The 16,840-nt window shown below is 41.1% G+C and carries 16 protein-coding genes; 2 read left to right on the top strand and 14 right to left on the bottom strand.

The features are described from left to right. Nucleotides 1-20: 20 nt before the first annotated feature. Nucleotides 21-2,621, top strand: a complete 2,601-nt coding sequence (gene adhE, locus QNN06_RS11180; RefSeq protein WP_284037557.1) for a bifunctional acetaldehyde-CoA/alcohol dehydrogenase — start codon at nucleotides 21-23, stop codon at nucleotides 2,619-2,621. 176 nt (nucleotides 2,622-2,797) lie between these two features. Here adhE and QNN06_RS11175 read toward each other — a convergent pair whose 3' ends face one another. The 5 genes from QNN06_RS11175 to QNN06_RS11155 form a co-directional block, all read right to left on the bottom strand. After that, entirely contained in the window at nucleotides 2,798-3,328 is a 531-nt protein-coding gene (locus QNN06_RS11175) for an HXXEE domain-containing protein (protein ID WP_217037242.1), read from the bottom strand. A 156-nt stretch (nucleotides 3,329-3,484) separates the two neighbouring features. Next, nucleotides 3,485-3,952 (bottom strand): flavin reductase family protein, encoded by a 468-nt coding sequence (locus QNN06_RS11170; RefSeq protein ID WP_213116282.1) that lies wholly within the window; start codon nucleotides 3,950-3,952, stop codon nucleotides 3,485-3,487. A 104-nt stretch (nucleotides 3,953-4,056) separates the two neighbouring features. Further along, nucleotides 4,057-4,350: a hypothetical protein gene (locus QNN06_RS11165; protein WP_213116283.1), complete on the bottom strand. Its 294-nt coding sequence runs from the start codon at nucleotides 4,348-4,350 to the stop codon at nucleotides 4,057-4,059. 29 nt (nucleotides 4,351-4,379) lie between these two features. Then, nucleotides 4,380-5,795, bottom strand: a complete 1,416-nt coding sequence (locus tag QNN06_RS11160; protein WP_213116284.1) for a radical SAM protein — start codon at nucleotides 5,793-5,795, stop codon at nucleotides 4,380-4,382. Next, a complete protein-coding gene (locus tag QNN06_RS11155) occupies nucleotides 5,788-6,531 on the bottom strand; it encodes a prolipoprotein diacylglyceryl transferase (protein WP_213116285.1) in 744 nt (247 codons plus the stop codon). The genes QNN06_RS11160 and QNN06_RS11155 overlap by 8 nt, the downstream gene beginning before the upstream one ends. 186 nt (nucleotides 6,532-6,717) lie before the next feature. On the opposite strand from QNN06_RS11155, the gene QNN06_RS11150 reads away from it, so the two are divergent. Further along, entirely contained in the window at nucleotides 6,718-7,275 is a 558-nt protein-coding gene (locus QNN06_RS11150; RefSeq protein WP_213116286.1) for a GNAT family N-acetyltransferase, read from the top strand. 11 nt (nucleotides 7,276-7,286) lie between these two features. Here the strand turns inward: QNN06_RS11150 and QNN06_RS11145 are convergent, their stop codons facing one another. The 9 genes from QNN06_RS11145 to rny form a co-directional block, all read right to left on the bottom strand. Then, on the bottom strand, nucleotides 7,287-7,487 hold the full coding sequence (locus tag QNN06_RS11145; RefSeq protein ID WP_213116940.1) for a hypothetical protein: 201 nt from the start codon (nucleotides 7,485-7,487) through the stop codon (nucleotides 7,287-7,289). A 109-nt stretch (nucleotides 7,488-7,596) separates the two neighbouring features. Beyond that, complete coding sequence (locus QNN06_RS11140; protein WP_213116287.1) at nucleotides 7,597-8,142, bottom strand: outer spore coat protein CotE; 546 nt, start codon at nucleotides 8,140-8,142, stop codon at nucleotides 7,597-7,599. Nucleotides 8,143-8,354: 212 nt separating this feature from the next. Then, nucleotides 8,355-8,810, bottom strand: coding sequence for a YlbF/YmcA family competence regulator (locus tag QNN06_RS11135; RefSeq protein ID WP_213116288.1), 456 nt, complete (start codon nucleotides 8,808-8,810; stop codon nucleotides 8,355-8,357). A 1-nt stretch (nucleotide 8,811) separates the two neighbouring features. Next, the gene (gene miaB / locus QNN06_RS11130; protein ID WP_213116289.1) at nucleotides 8,812-10,356 is read right to left on the bottom strand and encodes a tRNA (N6-isopentenyl adenosine(37)-C2)-methylthiotransferase MiaB; all 1,545 of its coding nucleotides are present in this window, start codon (nucleotides 10,354-10,356) and stop codon (nucleotides 8,812-8,814) included. A gap of 207 nt (nucleotides 10,357-10,563) precedes the next feature. After that, nucleotides 10,564-11,430 carry a 2-oxoacid:ferredoxin oxidoreductase subunit beta gene (locus QNN06_RS11125; RefSeq protein WP_213116290.1) on the bottom strand — a complete coding sequence of 289 codons (867 nt, stop codon included), beginning with the start codon at nucleotides 11,428-11,430 and terminating at the stop codon, nucleotides 10,564-10,566. Continuing rightward, nucleotides 11,431-13,167 (bottom strand): 2-oxoacid:acceptor oxidoreductase subunit alpha, encoded by a 1,737-nt coding sequence (locus tag QNN06_RS11120; protein WP_213116291.1) that lies wholly within the window; start codon nucleotides 13,165-13,167, stop codon nucleotides 11,431-11,433. A gap of 486 nt (nucleotides 13,168-13,653) precedes the next feature. Beyond that, nucleotides 13,654-13,914: a stage V sporulation protein SpoVS gene (gene spoVS, locus QNN06_RS11115; RefSeq protein ID WP_038541258.1), complete on the bottom strand. Its 261-nt coding sequence runs from the start codon at nucleotides 13,912-13,914 to the stop codon at nucleotides 13,654-13,656. A gap of 160 nt (nucleotides 13,915-14,074) precedes the next feature. Next, the gene (locus QNN06_RS11110; RefSeq protein ID WP_213116292.1) at nucleotides 14,075-14,872 is read right to left on the bottom strand and encodes a TIGR00282 family metallophosphoesterase; all 798 of its coding nucleotides are present in this window, start codon (nucleotides 14,870-14,872) and stop codon (nucleotides 14,075-14,077) included. Nucleotides 14,873-14,961: 89 nt separating this feature from the next. Continuing rightward, entirely contained in the window at nucleotides 14,962-16,521 is a 1,560-nt protein-coding gene (gene rny, locus QNN06_RS11105) for a ribonuclease Y (protein WP_284037556.1), read from the bottom strand. Between the last annotated feature and the right edge of the window lie 319 nt (nucleotides 16,522-16,840).

Here is a 16,840-nt window from a genome sequence, read left to right as displayed (position 1 = left end):
TTTATGGGGAGGAACAATCAATGGCAGTGGAAGAAAAAATGTTACAGCAACAGCAGACAGTTTCGATGATTGACCGATTAGCAGCTAATGCGGCTCAGGCAGCTACGGAGTTTCGCAGCTTTACGCAGGAAATGGTCGATGAAATTGTCAAGCATATGGCAATTGTTGCACTCGAGAACCACGATAAATTTGCCAGAATGGCTGTTGAGGAAACGAATCGAGGCCTTTACGAAGATAAAATCACAAAAAATATGTTTGCAACAGAGATGATTTATCACACCCTTCGAAATCTGAAAACGGTCGGCATTATCAGTGAAAACAATCATGAGGGCAGCTATGAAATTGCCGAACCTGTCGGGGTCATCGCCGCGCTGGTGCCTGTAACAAATCCAACATCCACTGTCATTTATAAATCTCTTATTTCTATGAAAACAAGAAATCCGATTATTTTTTCCTTTCATCCTGTTTCACAGAAATCGGGAAGGTTCACAGCTGCACTTCTAAGAGAAGCCGCTGTCCGTGCAGGCGCTCCTGAAAATTGTATTCAATGGCTGGAAACTACCACTCTAGATGGTATCAATATGTTAATGAAGCATCCAAAGGTATCGCTAATTCTTGCGACTGGCGGTTCTGGCATGGTGAAAGCCGCATATAGTTCCGGCAAACCGGCAATTGGTGTCGGCCCAGGAAATGTACCTTGTTATTTCGAAAAAACTGCCAATATCAAGAGCTCCGTCCAAGACCTGATTATGTCGAAAACCTATGATAATGGAATGATATGTGCCTCTGAGCAAGCCTTAATCATCGATAAAGAAATCTATACCGAAGTCATTACGGAAATGATCGCCAATCACTGTTACTTTTTAAATGAGGAGGAAAGGAAACAGTTAGAAAAAGTAGCGATAAAAGAAGAAACCGGATTCCTCAATCCGATGATTGTCGGTCTTCCAGCCTTTAAAATTGCCCAAATGGCCGGAATCGAAGTCCCATTTGATACCAAGGTTTTAGTGGTCGAATTAGAAGGTGTTGGACCAAAATATCCGCTTTCCTGTGAAAAGCTAAGCCCTGTTCTTGCCTGCTATAAAGCAAATAGTACGGAAGAAGCTCTTAACCTTGCAGAAGCAATATTAGAATACGGCGGACTCGGCCACACCGCTTCCATTCATACGGCTAATGACCAGATTGTTGAACAGTACGCAATGAGAATGAGAGCAGGACGAATCCTTATCAATACTCCTTCCGCCCAAGGGGCAACTGGAAACGTTTATAACGATTTACTGCCGACACTAACTCTCGGTACAGGGACTTATGGAGGCAACTCCGTTTCAGTCAATGTCGGCGCCATGCATTTACTAAACATTAAAAAGGTCGCCAAACGCAATAATAACGCCCAAATCCTAAGGACACCGCCGCAAATTTATTATCGTAAGAATTCTGTTCAGGCATTGGAAATCATCCCGGATATTAAAAAGGCATTTATTGTCACGAGCCCAAGTTCGGTGAAAAACGGTTATGTCGATAAGGTACTCCATTTTCTAACAAAACGACCTGATTTTGTCCACTATGAGGTGTTTTCAGAGGTGGAACCGGACCCTAGCATCGAAACGGTCATGGCGGGTGCTGAACTGATGAGACACGCTAAGCCGAATATGATCATTGCCTTAGGAGGCGGTTCTGTCCTTGATGTAGCAAAAGCGATGTGGTTATTTTACGAGGATTCTGAAGCAAACTTTAACACTCTGAAACTGAAAACTCTTAATCCTAGAAAACGAGTTGTGACGTATCCGAAGCTTCGCGAGAAGGCAAAGTTTATCGCGATTCCGACTACTTCCGGAACCGGTTCGGAGGTTACCTCCTTTGCCGTCATCACGGATAAAAAAGCGAATATTAAATATCCGCTTTCCGATCCTGAACTTTTACCGGATGTAGCGATCATCGATCCACAGTTCTCGATGACTGTTCCGAAGGAAATCACGGCAGACACTGGAATGGATGTCTTAACACATGCTCTTGAAGCTTTTGTTTCAGTCGTTGCCAATGATTTTACAGATGGACAGATTATTAAGGCCATTCAGCTAGTATTTAAGTATTTGCCAAGGGCGTACCGTGACGGTTCTGATGAGCTGGCCCGCGAGAAAATGCATTACGCTTCAACGATTGCGGGTCTTGCATTTAATAACGCCTATTTAGGAATTAATCACAGTCTTGCCCATGCCGTTGGAGCCGAGTTCAATATCGCTCACGGTCGCGCAAACGCGATTTTCCTGCCGCTTGTTATTCGCTTTAATGCTGTTAAGCCGACAAAATTCACTCCATTTGCCGGCTATGAGTATTATAAGGCCGATAAACGTTATGCTGAGCTGGCAAAAATGCTGGAGCTTCCGGCACGGACAACGGAAGAAGGTATTGAAAGCTTGATTGAAGCTGTTATCAACCTAGCGAGAGAGCTCGATATGCCGTTAAGCGTTGAGGAATGCCGCGTTAGCCAACCTGTATATGAAAGCAAGATTACTGAGATGGCCCTACATGCCTTCCATGATCCTGATACAAACGTCAATCCGAAGCGTCCATTAACTAGAGAACTGATGGAAATCCTGCGTCAAGCTTATAAAGGGGTATAATTTTTATATATGGGAGGTGCCTCAAGTGGGGATTTGAGGCACTTTCTTTGGATTGTTTTATCCAATAATAACGATTCGCAGATAAGTTTGGGAATTCGCAGATATATTTCCGAAGTCGAGTCCGAGTATTGGAAATATACCTATTTCTAATAAAAATCTCAAATTTTCTTATAGATTTAAAGATATGTTTCCAGTCTCTTCCCCCATATTAGCCCTACTTGATTAAAGAAAACCACTAAGATGACGCCAACCGGGATGCTAATCCAAATCATTGGCCAATCAATGGCCTCAATCTCTAAAGCAAATTGATAGAAATATAGACAAAACGGGATCAATAAAATAACGGCCGTGACTACACCAGGAGTATATCTTCTAAGAATGATAGCCTGGCCAATGTGGGTAAATGAATGAATAAACAAAATGGAAACGACTGAAAGAATTCCGATTAAAGTCCAATGCTTTGCTGCCCCGCCCATTGCCAGAATAATAGTCAGCAAAATACCTATATACTCAAATAATACAGCCAAAGCAAAACCGGCTGTGTGCCGTGGAAAGACACGGATAAAGTAGTTATGGAACCTTTTTGGCAAGACCTTTAAAATATCCTTCTCGTTCCGTTTCAGCCAGCCTTCCATGACGATTATTTCTTCAAAATCATGGATGATGAAGACACTTGCGACCGCCCAGATAAGAATTGTTAATGTCATCTTCCTCCTCCCTCTAACTAAATGACTTATTTCTCAAAAACTATGATATCAAATTTCTATATCAAATTGAGATAATTATCCAAAACAAAAAAAGCCACCCCTTCAAACAAGCGGTTTGAATTAGGCTGGCTTAATCCATTTTTTGATTCTTATATCCTATTCTGATAGAGACCTGTATTTCCCGCTAAAATAAATAAGCGGGTCTGCGTTAGATTCTTCAACGGAAATTTCAATTACCCTACCTATAAATAGTGTATGGTCCCCTTCCACATGTGTAGCTGTTACTTCACATGCAGCCTGCGCCAGTGCCCCGGCAATAACTGGCACCCCGCCAAGCCGATCAAATACAACTTCTCGATGCTCCTTCAACTGCCCTGCGAAAATCATCGACAACTCCTGCTGGTCAGCCGACAGGATATTCACAGAGAATGTGTTGCTTTTTTTGATTTTTTCAAGCATAGATGCTTTTTCCGCGATTGATATGACAACAAGTTTTGGGTTTAGCGATACAGACATAAACGCATTTGCCGTCATTCCGTGAGCCTTGCCATCCACCTCTGTTGCCACCACTGTTACCCCTGTTGCAAACTTCCCCATCGCATTTCGAAATAAACGATCATCCATTAGTGTCCCTCCCAGTTTTCCACATTAATTTATAACTATGTTGCAAAACCAATATAAATGAATGTTAAAGCAGGCACCTCAAAAAAGCACCTGCTTCTCCTATTCTATAAACCACCCAGCCCGGAAATCAGGATCCCAAAACAAGCTGTAAATAATAGAATATTAATTCCGAGGCCAATCAAAGCCCCCTGGCCCATCCGCTTCCGTCCCTTCGAAAAACAAATGATCGGAATCAAAATCAAGGCAACGGCGGCTATACATAAATATGCAAAAAACATCGGGGAAAAGACAAACAAAATCAATAAGCCCATAAGATAGATCCCGATGGTGATGCCTATCCCAAGCCAAAGGTCTTTTAAACTTCCATCCTTCGAAGTGTTTCCTTGATTTTGGACCATGCCAGTCTCCCCCTTTAATTATGAAGGTGCTATTTATTAAATGTACGTTCTTCCAGTTCCTGCTGAATTTTCTTCAATTCTTCTTCCTTATTATCCCGATAAAATAAATTGTACGTATCAAACGGAATAATCCGGCCATCCGGATGGGCGATATGGACACAGGATTTTTTAACGGAACGGACATCAAAGTTATGTGCATCCAAGAACTGCATAATAATCACCCGAAAGACGTTGTCATATCCGATTTCTCCCGGCATTGCCACCTTTGGCAGACAGCATAGTAAGTCCTTCAAGGACAAGGCAGAGGAATCCGGAGAATGGTTCAATGAGAACAATTTAAAAATCATATTTTTAATGTTATCATCCTGTTCAAAAACGATGGTGTTGCGCTCGCCTTCCAGCAAAATATTCGGATCGATTAAGCCTGTTAGCGGCGTCACATCCCCATTAAGCTTTAAGGCATAGCCCATTGCCAGGCAATCAGGATGGCATGGGACAGGGATAATGTCCTTTGAACCAAACACATTCGATTGGTCGATAATCATTTGCCGCACTTCACTCAGCGTTAAGCGGTTAACAGAAGGGTCATATTCTTCCAATCTACCTGCAGCTTGAATCGGCTGGAAGGTCACCCCGCGGACACATTGCTGCTGCAGCCCATATTGAATGATTTTGCCTACTTCATGGTCGTTTAATCCCTTTTTCAATGTGACAACAAGTGTAGTAGATATATTAAATTCATTTAAATGGTCAATCGCCTTTTGACGAATATCTCGTAAATCTACTCCCCTTAATTCCTCCAATGCTTCTTTTTCAAAGCTGTCAAATTGAAGATAGATTTCAAAGCCAGGAGAATACGAGGCTAGGCGCTTGACGAATTCCTTGTCATTGGCAATTCGGAGCCCATTTGTATTAACCATTATATGACGGATCGGCCGTGATTTTGCCATGTCCAGGATGTCAAAGAACTGCGGATGAATCGTTGGTTCGCCGCCGCTAATTTGGACGATATCAGGCTCACGCTCATTTTTAATAATGCTATCTAGCATAAATTCTATTTTTTCTATGCTGCGGAAGGTCCCTTTATTCGGCGAGGAATCCGCATAGCAAATTGGGCATTTCAGGTTGCATCGCTCGGTAATCTCTAATAATGTCAAACAGCTATGCTGTTCATGGTCCGGACATAGGCCACAATCATACGGGCAGCCATATTTAATTGGCGTATTCCAGCGATATGGCATTTCCGAGGGCTTAATAAATTCACGGCACCACTTATAATAATCGACGTCTGTTGAAATCAAAACCTTTTCCCTGCCGTGCTGCATACAATGCTTAACCAAATAAACCTTTTCATTTTCAATGATGACCTTGGCTTCCACTTTACGATGACAGGTCGAGCAGATGCTGTTTGTTAATTCATAAAATAAATACGGCCGGTTAGGCATGAATTTCACTCCTCTTCTCTGTTTGTTTTTTATTAATGAGCCATATGTAATACAAGATCCCCAGCAAGCTTGCCACTTGAATATTGTTTAAAAGCCAATATGGGTGCGGGGTTGGTTTAATAAAATCAATCATGAACCGAAACGTTAAATAACCAAGCATGTACAGCTGAAATAGCAGGCCTTCCCAGCCGATACTATTTCTCTTTAGCTGAAGAAGTGCGAAGGCAAGAGCACCCAAAAAAGCTATTTCATAAAGCTGTGTGGGGTGCCGCTTTATTCCGTCACCAAAGTCCACCCCGGTGATCCAAGTTGTAGCCGTCCCATAAGTGTGGTCATCTAAGCCGGTTAAAAAACAGCCAATTCGGCCAATCATCATACCAACAGCCAATGGCAAAACAAAGTCATCGCCGGTCGAGCGCGTCCAGCCAATGCATTTTTTGGCTGTTTCAACTCCAATCAGCCCGCCTAGTAATCCGCCGACGATTGTTTTTCCTTCCATTAAATAAATAAGATTATGCCAATTTTCCAACGTTTTCTTTGGATCTTCAAGCCAATAGAGGAATTTGGAGCCTAAAGCAGCGCCTAAGATTGCCCCAACAATTACCCAAAGGGCTTTATCCATTGGGATTCTTTCTTTATTTCGTGTATATAAATAAACGCGGAAGCCGATAAAATAGGCTAATGATTCTAATAATAGATGGGGGTGAATGCCAAAAATATAGAAAGGGAAGTTCACTAATACGTTATGCTCCTTTCAAAGAATATTCCATGTTTTCTTCTTTATCTTAACAGAACCATAGGGAAAATTTATCATATTTTTTAAAATTTTCTAAACGTTGTTGTATTTCTTTCTTTTTTTCGATCCTCGATATAAACTGATAGATGAACAAGTTTTTGAACAAGTTTTATCCGAGGTGAATCTGTGAACTTTCCAATCCTTGAAACAAAAAGATTACAATTAATCAAACTCACCCATCGCCATGTCGACAGTTTGTTTGAAATATTTTCGCGAGATGAAGTAACGAGGTTCTACGGAACCGACCGGTTTACCCTGCCGGCCGAGGCCATGAAATTAATTGATTTGTTTCAAAAGAATTATCAAGATAAACGGGGAATCCGCTGGGGAATTAAGCTGAAGGAAAATCAAAAGATTATTGGAACCATTGGTCTTAATAACTTGCAATTGAAAAACAAACGGGCCGAAATTGGCTATGAACTTAATCCTGCCTATTGGAGAAAAGGATATGCGACTGAAGCCATTAGAGAAGTATTACAGTTTAGTTTTACGCAAATGGATCTGTATCGGATCGGGGCCATCGTCTATCCCGAAAACGTAGCCTCGGTCAACCTGCTTCAAAAAATGGGCTTTACGAAAGAGGGCATTCTACGGGGCTATATGCATCAAAGCAATCATATTCATGATACATATGTATTATCGATACTAAAGCCAGAATGGGAAAAGAGCCAGGAAAATAAGTAACCTGGCTCTTTTCATTCTTCAAAGTAGTCTTTAAATTCCTTCGGATCCTTTGCCTTTTCATTATGATAATAAGGATTATTTTCGGTAACGTTCTTTGGGTCCAAATTTGTTTTAATTACTAACATGGGTCCGGTTGGACTTTCCGCAATGATTCGGTCATTTAACTTATCAAAATCAGTCATATTGCTATTTCCCGGTTGTTTCGGTTCCAAGTGATTACCACCTCCTAGAAATTAGCATGCTGATTTTAACTGGTAAACATACATTTAAACATTTCTCGAAAAAAAGAAAAACTAGGAAGCAAAAACCTCCTAGTTAAAGTTATTCTTCTTCGCCACCTACTAAGAAATCGGGACTTAATTCCTCGAATTCCTCGTCGTCAACATCCATGCCCCATTCATCATCATTGTCTTTGCATCCTTCAGGATTTACGCGGACACAAACCTTGGTTTCGCCAATGACTTCAACCAAGAACTCCCTTTCGACATGAACGATGATTTTGTTGCCATTTGGGGAAATGACGGCTTCACAGGTGTTTGGCTGCTGCAGTACTTTTGCTACAATTTCACTGTCGTCCATGCAGTCATGGTCACGGTATTTTAACTTAATGACATCTGTGTATTGGACCCGTTCCGTAACCACTTCTGTTCTTGTGTTATCGTTAAAGGAGTACCAAGTATTGATGTCATAATGTCCGTGTATCTCAACTGTTTTACCAACTTTTTTCGCGTTATATTTATGGTTGATAACCCAACAGCCGAGAACGCTGGATGGATTGTGTGCCGGGCTAATCGTATGATTGGACTTTGTAAACTTCCGTCCCTTCGCTACTACGGCCTTCGCAAATATCTCTCTATATTCTCCCATTTTGCGCGAACCCTCCTCATTCAGTTTCATTTCATCCTATGCGAATGTCTATACTAGTGTGATATCTAAATCTGCGAATACTGGATAAAAGTTTAGTCATGATTCATCTTATGCGGGATGTCTAGGTGTGTGCCTTAAGGGGGTAGTCTTTTGCGGAGGAATCCATATTAGGAAAAAAATAAGCCAGACTTCAGAAAGTCCGGCTTACATTTTTAATGCTCGTGATCGCAATCATCATGTCCCGCGCAAGACCCGCCGCCATTTTTCATGCTGGCGCCCGTTTCCCCAAGCAGAACATCTCCGCCTGTTGAAATAATGACTTCATCTGTGACAGTATTTGAAATTGTTGTTGCAATTAACTGAAGCAATTCATTTACTTCGATTTGCGATTCCTTAAAATCTTGAACAACTGGAATGTCATCCAGCTCTTGTTCGATTGAAGCGATTTTATCTTCAACCTTTTTTAAGGCTTCCGGTTTTCCATAATGCTGCAGGTTAACGGCTTGCTTTTGCAATCCCTTAATATCAGCAATTAATGTTTTCACCTTTTGATTATCATGAATTTGCGCTTCTGCCCGTTTAAAGAAATCCACTTCCTGGGTATCTGCAATCATACGAGCCAATTCTTTTGCACGAGCGACGATATCGTCTTTTGTATACTTCGCCACTTTAGTTCACCTCTGCTGGTTCTAGTTCTTCCACCATTTCTCCGTTTAATGACCATGTTTTTGCTTCATTAATTTTTACTTTTACAATTTTGCCAATCGCTGACTTAGGACCAATAAAATTGACTAATTTGTTCTTGCTTGTATAGCCGGCAAGGACATCCGGATTGTTTTTACTTTCCCCATCCACAAGTACCTCGACAATTTGGCCTTGATATTTTTTCATAGCCTCAGCAGAAAGCTCGTTTACAAGGTTGTTTAAACGCTGTAAACGTTCTTTCTTTACTTCCATTGGGACGTTATCCTCCATCTTGGCCGCTGGAGTGCCTTCACGTGGAGAGTAAATAAACGTATAAGCAATTTCAAAACCTACTTCACGGTAAAGTGACATTGTTTCTTCAAATTGTTCGTCGGTCTCGTTTGGATATCCGACAATAATATCTGTTGACAATGCGACATCCGGAATTGCGGTTTTGATTTTTCTAACTAGCTCTAAATATTGTTCTCTAGTGTACTTACGAGCCATAATTTTCAATACATCAGTTGAGCCCGATTGTACTGGCAAGTGAATATGATTCATCAAATTGCCGCCCTGTGCTAGGACTTCAATTAAATGGTCATCAAAGTCGCGCGGGTGGCTTGTTGTGAAACGAACTCTTGGAATATCAATTTTACGGATTTCATCCATCAGGTCTCCAAGTCCATATTTCATATCCTCAAAGTCTTTTCCATAGGCATTCACGTTTTGACCAAGTAAGGTGATTTCCTTATAGCCCTGTGCTGCTAACTGGCGCACTTCCTGGATGATTTCTTCAGGACGACGACTGCGTTCTTTACCTCGTGTAAATGGAACGATACAATACGTACAGAATTTATCACAGCCGTACATAATGTTGACCCATGCCTTGATATTGCCGCGGCGTTCTTTTGGAAGGTTTTCAATTACGTCGCCTTCCTTGGACCATACTTCTACTACCATTTCCTTAGACATGTACGCTTCATGAAGGATATTAGGCAGTCTGTGAATATTATGAGTACCAAAAATCATATCTACTTGCTGATATGTTTTTAAAATTTTATTAACGACTGACTCTTCCTGTGACATACAGCCGCAGACACCGAGAAGCAGGTCCGGCTTTTCCATTTTTAATGCTTTCAGGTGGCCAAGCTCACCGAATACTTTATTCTCCGCATTTTCGCGAATCGCACAAGTATTTAACAGAATAACATTGGCATCCTCAGTACGGTCAGTCGGCTCATAACCTAAAGCTAAAAAGATCCCTGACATTACTTCTGTATCGTGTTCGTTCATCTGGCATCCGTAAGTGCGAATATAAAACTTACGGCCTTTACCCATTCCGCGAAATTCTTCTGGAATAGCAAAATCATTTTGGTACTTTACTTCTTCTTTACCACGCTTTTTTGCATCTTTTAAAGAAGGTCCAGTAATTACTTGTTCGAAGTATTTGCTGTAATCCTTGGCGGATTTTTTGTCCGAAGAATTAGCAGCGTTTACTTGCTGACCTTCTAATCGTTGCTTTTCGTTCATGTGGTTTAAACCCCTTTCTTAAAAAAATTACTTCTATTATTATAAAGAATGTTAATTTTTTACTGTGCATAGAATTAACCATACATCTGCACATTATAATAGTATAAAGGTTTACGAACCTGAAAACAATAGAAAATCTAGACTCCTTTCGACAATCACACTCTATAAAAAAAATCCCGAGGGAGTGCCTCGGGATTTTCTTCACCATTACATGAATTCCGCAACTAATTTATCAAAATAATTTTGATCAAGCTCAAGGTCTGCTTGAGTTAATGGAGTTTCTTTGTAGCCATGAACTAATTCTTGGTAGGATTTTTGCTCCGTATTTTGATAAATAAGACCAGTTACTAAGCCTTTATGCTTCATTAATGTTTGCATCGCCGCTTCGCGGTTATGTGGATCATAGCCCTCGATATCGCTAAGCTTAGTAAGATTTTCTTTGAACCAGTCATAAGTGTTTACTTTATTATAAGTTACACATGGGCTGAATACGTTGATTAAAGAGAAGCCCTTGTGATTAATACCAGCTTCAATTAACGCAGTTAAATCTTTCAAATCTGTTGAGAAGCTTTGAGCAACAAATGTTGCACCCACAGTCAGTGCCATTTCCATTGGGGAAATCGCTTGTTCGATGGAACCTGCTGGTGTTGACTTTGTTTTAAAGCCAGCAGCTGAGCGCGGAGAAGTTTGACCTTTTGTTAAACCGTAAATTTGGTTGTCCATAACGATATACGTAACGTCAATGTTACGACGGATTGCATGGATAGTATGACCCATACCAATCGCAAAGCCGTCACCGTCACCGCCGGAAGCGATAACCGTTAAATCGCGGTTAGCCATTTTAACGCCTTGTGCGATTGGCAGTGAACGGCCATGGATTCCATGGAATCCGTATGAATTAATATAACCGGAAATACGACCGGAACAGCCGATACCGGAAACAACCGCTAAATTTTCAGGTTGTAAACCAACGTTTGCAGCAGCACGTTGAATTGCCGCTTGTACAGAGAAGTCGCCACAGCCAGGGCACCAGTTCGGTTTTACATCATTTCTAAAATCTTTAAAAGTGGCCATTTAGAACAACTCCTTTGCTTTTGTATAAACTTCGTGAGGTAAGAATGGATTACCATCATATTTCACATGCTTTACAATCTTGTCTGCATGTCCAACGTTCATTTTTATAATATTAGCCAATTGACCAGTCGCATTATTTTCTAACACGACAACCTTCTTCGCTGATTGAATAAGCGGAAGAACCTCATCAGTTGGGAATGGGTGAATTAAGCGAATATGGGCATGGTTCACTTTTAAACCGTCATTTTCAAGACGTCCCATTGCTTCTTCAATAACACCGCGAGTAGAGTTAAAACCAACGAATAAAACGTCAGCTTCTTCATGCTTCGCATTTTTATATACAGGTGTATTAAAGCGAATATTTTCTAATTTACGCATACGCTTATCCATTTGTGCCAAGCGGTTTGCAGCTGATTCAGATGGTTTACCAGTTTCAGCGTGTTCAACACCTGTTACATGGTGAATACCATTTTTCATACCAGGGATGACACGTGGTGAAACACCATCTTCCGTTACTTCATAACGTTTGAAGTAGCCTTTTGCTTCGATCTCTGGAAGATCGCCAGATAACAGCTTACCACGACGAATTTCAACGTTATCAACGTTTAATGGTTCTACAGTTTGTTTTCCTAAGGATAATTGCAGGTCAGATAATATAATTACCGGAACTTGATATTCTTCAGCAAGGTTGAAAGCTTCTGCTGTATCATAGAAAGCTTCTTCTACTGTACTTGGAGCCATAACGATTTTTGGAATCTCTCCATGTGTTCCATAAATCATGGCCATAAGGTCTGATTGTTCTTGTTTTGTTGGTAATCCTGTTGAAGGACCACCGCGCTGTGTATCAACGATAACTAACGGGACTTCAGTCATACCCGCAAGGCCGATTGCTTCCATTTTCAAAGAAAGGCCAGGGCCTGCAGAGGCAGTAATTGTACGAACACCAGCATAGTTAGCACCAATAGCCATTGTAGCTGCAGCAATTTCGTCTTCTGTTTGAATAACTGTTCCGCCAAGTGCAGGAAGCTTCTTAATTAAGTATTCCATAATCTCAGAAGCAGGTGTAATAGGGTAAGCAGCCATAAAACGGCATCCGCCTGCAATAGCACCTAGGGCAATCGCATCGTTACCGATCATAAACATACGGTGTTTGCCGTCAGCTTTTTCAAGATGCATTGGCTCGACGCCTTGTCCAAGCTTATCTTTCATATTGTCAAAGCCAGCTTTAATGGCATCCATATTCTTTGCAACTACCTGGTCGCCTTTTTTGCCAAAAATTTCACGTACAACTTCCTCAAAGACTTGGATATCCAAATCTAAAACGGCCGCGGTAGCGCCGATTGCAACCATGTTCTTCATTAATGAAGTACCAAGCTCTGTTGCAATTTCCGTAAATGGAACTACAAATAAAGAAGCTTCTGTATCTTCAGGTTTAGTTGGACCAAATTTAGCATCAGCAAGGATTAGTCCTTTGCTGTGAAGTTCTTTGTAGTTTACATCAATTGTTTCTTGGTCAAAAGCGACTAGGATATCAAGATCATCAGAAATAGAACGAACTTCTGTCGTGCTTACTCTGATTTTATTATTCGTATGGCCGCCCTTAATACGTGATGAAAAGTGTCGATAACCATACAAGTAATAACCTAAGCGATTCAGTGCGATTGCAAAGATTTCACCGGTACTCTCAATACCTTCACCTTGTTGTCCGCCAACTTTCCATGAAAGTTGCTTAATCATGACTTACACCCCTTTGGATATGTAAAAGATAATTAAATAAAATCATGTAGATTATAGCACATTTCCGAGTAAACCACTAGAAATTGTGATTTTTAATGCTTTAAAGCCTAAAAACTAGCGTCACGGAGATGTACTAAACGCTTACAATTCTAGACCTATAAAGTAAAAAATGCAACCCTTTGGCTCGAAATAATGTCTAAAATATGAATATTTTTTTATTATTTTAAATTACTTGATTTACCTTCTAAAAATATCAAGAATAAATGGGCAATTACAGTATTTTTAAACAGTTTTGCCAATTCTTCAGCCTTTACGGTTATGCCCCCAGTTTTCCATTTCCAAAACATTCTCTCCTATATCAGAATAGTATTCTTTAATTATGGTAAGCAAACAATGAATTCTCTCAACAAGAACACAAAAATACCTGCTTGTATAAAACAACCAGGCAGATAAAAATTTTGAATTTTTTATACCCACGGCTTTTTTCTACCGCGGTTCTACAATTAATTTTATAGCTGTGCGTTCTTCCCCATCGATTAAAATATCGGTAAACGCAGGGACACAAATCAAGTCAACTCCGCTAGGCGCTACAAATCCTCTTGCAATGGCTACTGCCTTAACGGCTTGATTTAATGCACCCGCACCTATTGCCTGTATTTCTGCTGCACCTCTTTCACGCAGAACTCCGGCAAGTGCACCAGCTACAGAATTAGGATTAGATTTTGCTGAAACTTTTAATATTTCCATTCCTAGCTCCCCCTTGTAATAATCCCGATCCCGCATGAGCAGTTTCATGAATCAATCAGGTATAAAACATTCCACTGCTACTATATTCACGAATCAAATAACATATTCCAGCTTGGACAAAAATAAGGCATATAAAAAGAGCAAACGAGAGTGTTTGCTCCTATGAATACCATGGATGGTCATCATTGATTAAGATTGGTTCAATTTTTTTTGCAAGGCCTGTTTTTTGATCCAGGACCATATGCACTGCGCTTAATTGATTTCTTCCGCCTGTTGTGACTTCAAATCGTACAGGCAGGCTTGTAAGAAACCGTTTCAAGACCGCTTCCCTTTCCACGCCAAGAATACCGTCATACGGGCCCGTCATGCCCACATCAGTTAAATAAGCCGTTCCCCCTGGAAGAATGCGGTTATCGGCTGTTTGGACATGTGTGTGGGTCCCTACAACAGCCGATACCCTTCCGTCTAAATACCAGCCCATGGCCTGCTTTTCACTCGTCACTTCAGCGTGGAAGTCAACGAAGATGAATGGCGTGCGTGTCCGCGCCAATGCAACGAGCTCATCGGCCTTTTGAAACGGGCAATCAATAGGATTCATGAATGTCCTTCCCTGTAAATTAATGACTGCCACTTCAAAGCTGTTTATTTTTAGAAAAATAATTCCTTTACCAGGCGTGTTCTTCGGAAAATTGGCCGGTCGGACTAAATATTTGGCCTGATCGATAAATTCAAATATTTCGCGATTATCCCAGGCATGATTGCCTAATGTTACAGCCTGTGCACCCTGCTCTAAAAATTGCCGGTATATTTTTTCCGTAATTCCCTTACCGCCTGCGGCATTTTCACCATTAATAATCGTTATTTGCGGACGATATTTTTCTTTTAATCTTGGCAGATATTCTTTTACCATATCCCTGCCTGGAGAACCGACGACATCGCCGATAAAAAGTATGTTCATGTTTTTGCCCTTTCGTAAATAAAATGTGTTAATTAGAAGTTTAGCATATTTTTTTATGCAAAAAAATAAAGCGATGCAAAAGCACCGCTTTATTTCGCGTATTCAACAGCCCGAGTTTCACGGATAACTGTTACTTTAATATGACCTGGATAGTCAAGCTCTTCCTCAATTCGCTTCCGGATATCCCGTGCCAGGCGGTGTGCAGCCAAATCATCAATTGCTTCCGGTCTGACCATAATCCGTACCTCACGGCCTGCTTGGATAGCGAAGGATTTCTCAACACCCTCATAGGATTCAGAAATCTCCTCTAGCTTTTCAAGGCGGCGGATGTAGTTTTCAAGAGTTTCACTTCGTGCACCTGGTCTTGCTGCTGACAAGGCATCAGCTGCTGCAACAAGGACCGCAATAATCGATGTTGGTGCGGTATCTCCGTGGTGTGAAGCGATACTGTTGATGACTACCGGATGTTCCTTGTATTTGGTCGCAAGCTCAACACCTATTTCGACATGGCTTCCTTCCACTTCATGGTCAATTGCTTTCCCGATATCGTGGAGAAGTCCGGCACGTCTTGCCAGTGTTTCATCCTGTCCAAGCTCTGCGGCTAATAATCCCGAAAGCTGTGCTACTTCCATTGAGTGTTTTAACACGTTTTGACCGTAGCTTGTACGGAACTTCAGGCGGCCAAGGATTTTGATCAGGTCTGGATGGAGTCCATGAACGCCGACTTCAAAGGTGGTCTGTTCGCCAACTTCACGGATATACTCATCCACTTCGCGGCGTGATTTCTCAACCATTTCCTCAATCCGGGCTGGATGGATGCGTCCGTCTTGAACAAGCTTTTCAAGCGCCAAGCGAGCGGTTTCCCGACGAATAGGATCAAAGCCTGATAGAATGACAGCTTCAGGAGTATCATCAATGATTAAATCAATACCTGTTAACGTTTCAAGCGTACGAATGTTTCGTCCTTCACGTCCAATGATACGGCCCTTCATTTCGTCGTTTGGAAGGTTTACGACTGAGACAGTTGTTTCTGCTACATGGTCAGCTGCGCAACGCTGGATAGCCAAGGAAAGTATTTCTTTCGCTTTCTTATCAGCTTCCTCTTTTGCACGATTTTCGCTTTCCTTAATCATCATCGCGGTTTCATAAGCGAGTTCATTCTCAGTCCGATCTATAATGATCGACTTCGCTTCCTCACGAGTTAAGCCCGAAATTCGTTCGAGTTCTAATTGTTGTGTACGTACCAACTCGTCCACTTTGCTTTCCATCTCTTCAATATGCTGTTGTCTTTGATTTAGAGAATCATCCTTCTTTTCTAGAAGAACTTCACGCTTGTTTAACGTTTCATCCTTCCTGTCTAAATTCTCTTCTCTTTGCAGTAAACGGTTTTCTTGTTTTTGCAGTTCATTTCTTCGTTCACGAACCTCACGTTCTGCTTCAGTACGAAGCTTGTGAATTTCATCCTTTGCCTCTAACAGGGCTTCTTTCTTTAAGGATTCAGCATCGCGTTTTGCATCCTCTAAGATTTGCTCTGCAGCATTATTAGCTCCTGCTATTTTTGTTTCAGCAATGGATCTACGAATAAAATAGCCAACAACGGCACCGACGATAAGGCCAAGCAAAATGGAGATGATAGTAATTAAATCCAATCGTTACACCTCCTCTTGCTATGAACTTTTCTTACATTTTTTTAAGTGTCGGCATGTACATTGTTTAGACTCAACATACAGCAAGCACTAAGGCTTTTTCGCAATGTAATATTTCCAAAAATGTAAAATATACATGTTAATTGTAAATGTGGTGCCAATCATTGTCAAGGTTTAGTCCAATTGGCATTTTGAAATATTTCGAATTTAGTATGACGTGACTGGGAAATGGGCTGTTTTTACAGAAGTATTTTTATGTATATTACTGAATAAAAATGCAATTTGTTTCAAAAAGAGCAAAACCTTAGAGAAAAGGCTTTGC

The sequence above is a fragment of the Neobacillus sp. 114 genome, assembly GCF_030127045.1.
GTDB classification, from domain to species: Bacteria; Bacillota; Bacilli; order Bacillales; family Cytobacillaceae; genus Neobacillus; species Neobacillus rhizophilus.
Note: the sequence above shows the minus strand (reverse complement) of the source record. Positions and strands in the feature narration are given on the sequence as shown.

Bases quoted from the DNA above. Each gene is read 5' to 3' on its own strand.
- miaB (WP_213116289.1), bottom strand. From the start codon at position 10,356: ATGAACGAAAAGCAACGATTAGAAGGTCAGCAAGTAAACGCTGCTAAT.
- QNN06_RS11125 (WP_213116290.1), bottom strand. From the start codon at position 11,430: ATGGCCACTTTTAAAGATTTTAGAAATGATGTAAAACCGAACTGGTGC.
- QNN06_RS11165 (WP_213116283.1), bottom strand. From the start codon at position 4,350: ATGGTCCAAAATCAAGGAAACACTTCGAAGGATGGAAGTTTAAAAGAC.
- QNN06_RS11160 (WP_213116284.1), bottom strand. From the start codon at position 5,795: ATGCCTAACCGGCCGTATTTATTTTATGAATTAACAAACAGCATCTGC.
- QNN06_RS11175 (WP_217037242.1), bottom strand. From the start codon at position 3,328: ATGACATTAACAATTCTTATCTGGGCGGTCGCAAGTGTCTTCATCATC.
- QNN06_RS11170 (WP_213116282.1), bottom strand. From the start codon at position 3,952: ATGGATGATCGTTTATTTCGAAATGCGATGGGGAAGTTTGCAACAGGG.
- QNN06_RS11120 (WP_213116291.1), bottom strand. From the start codon at position 13,167: ATGATTAAGCAACTTTCATGGAAAGTTGGCGGACAACAAGGTGAAGGT.
- spoVS (WP_038541258.1), bottom strand. From the start codon at position 13,914: ATGGAAATATTAAAAGTTTCAGCAAAATCTAATCCTAATTCTGTAGCT.
- QNN06_RS11140 (WP_213116287.1), bottom strand. From the start codon at position 8,142: ATGGGAGAATATAGAGAGATATTTGCGAAGGCCGTAGTAGCGAAGGGA.
- QNN06_RS11110 (WP_213116292.1), bottom strand. From the start codon at position 14,872: ATGAACATACTTTTTATCGGCGATGTCGTCGGTTCTCCAGGCAGGGAT.
- adhE (WP_284037557.1), top strand. From the start codon at position 21: ATGGCAGTGGAAGAAAAAATGTTACAGCAACAGCAGACAGTTTCGATG.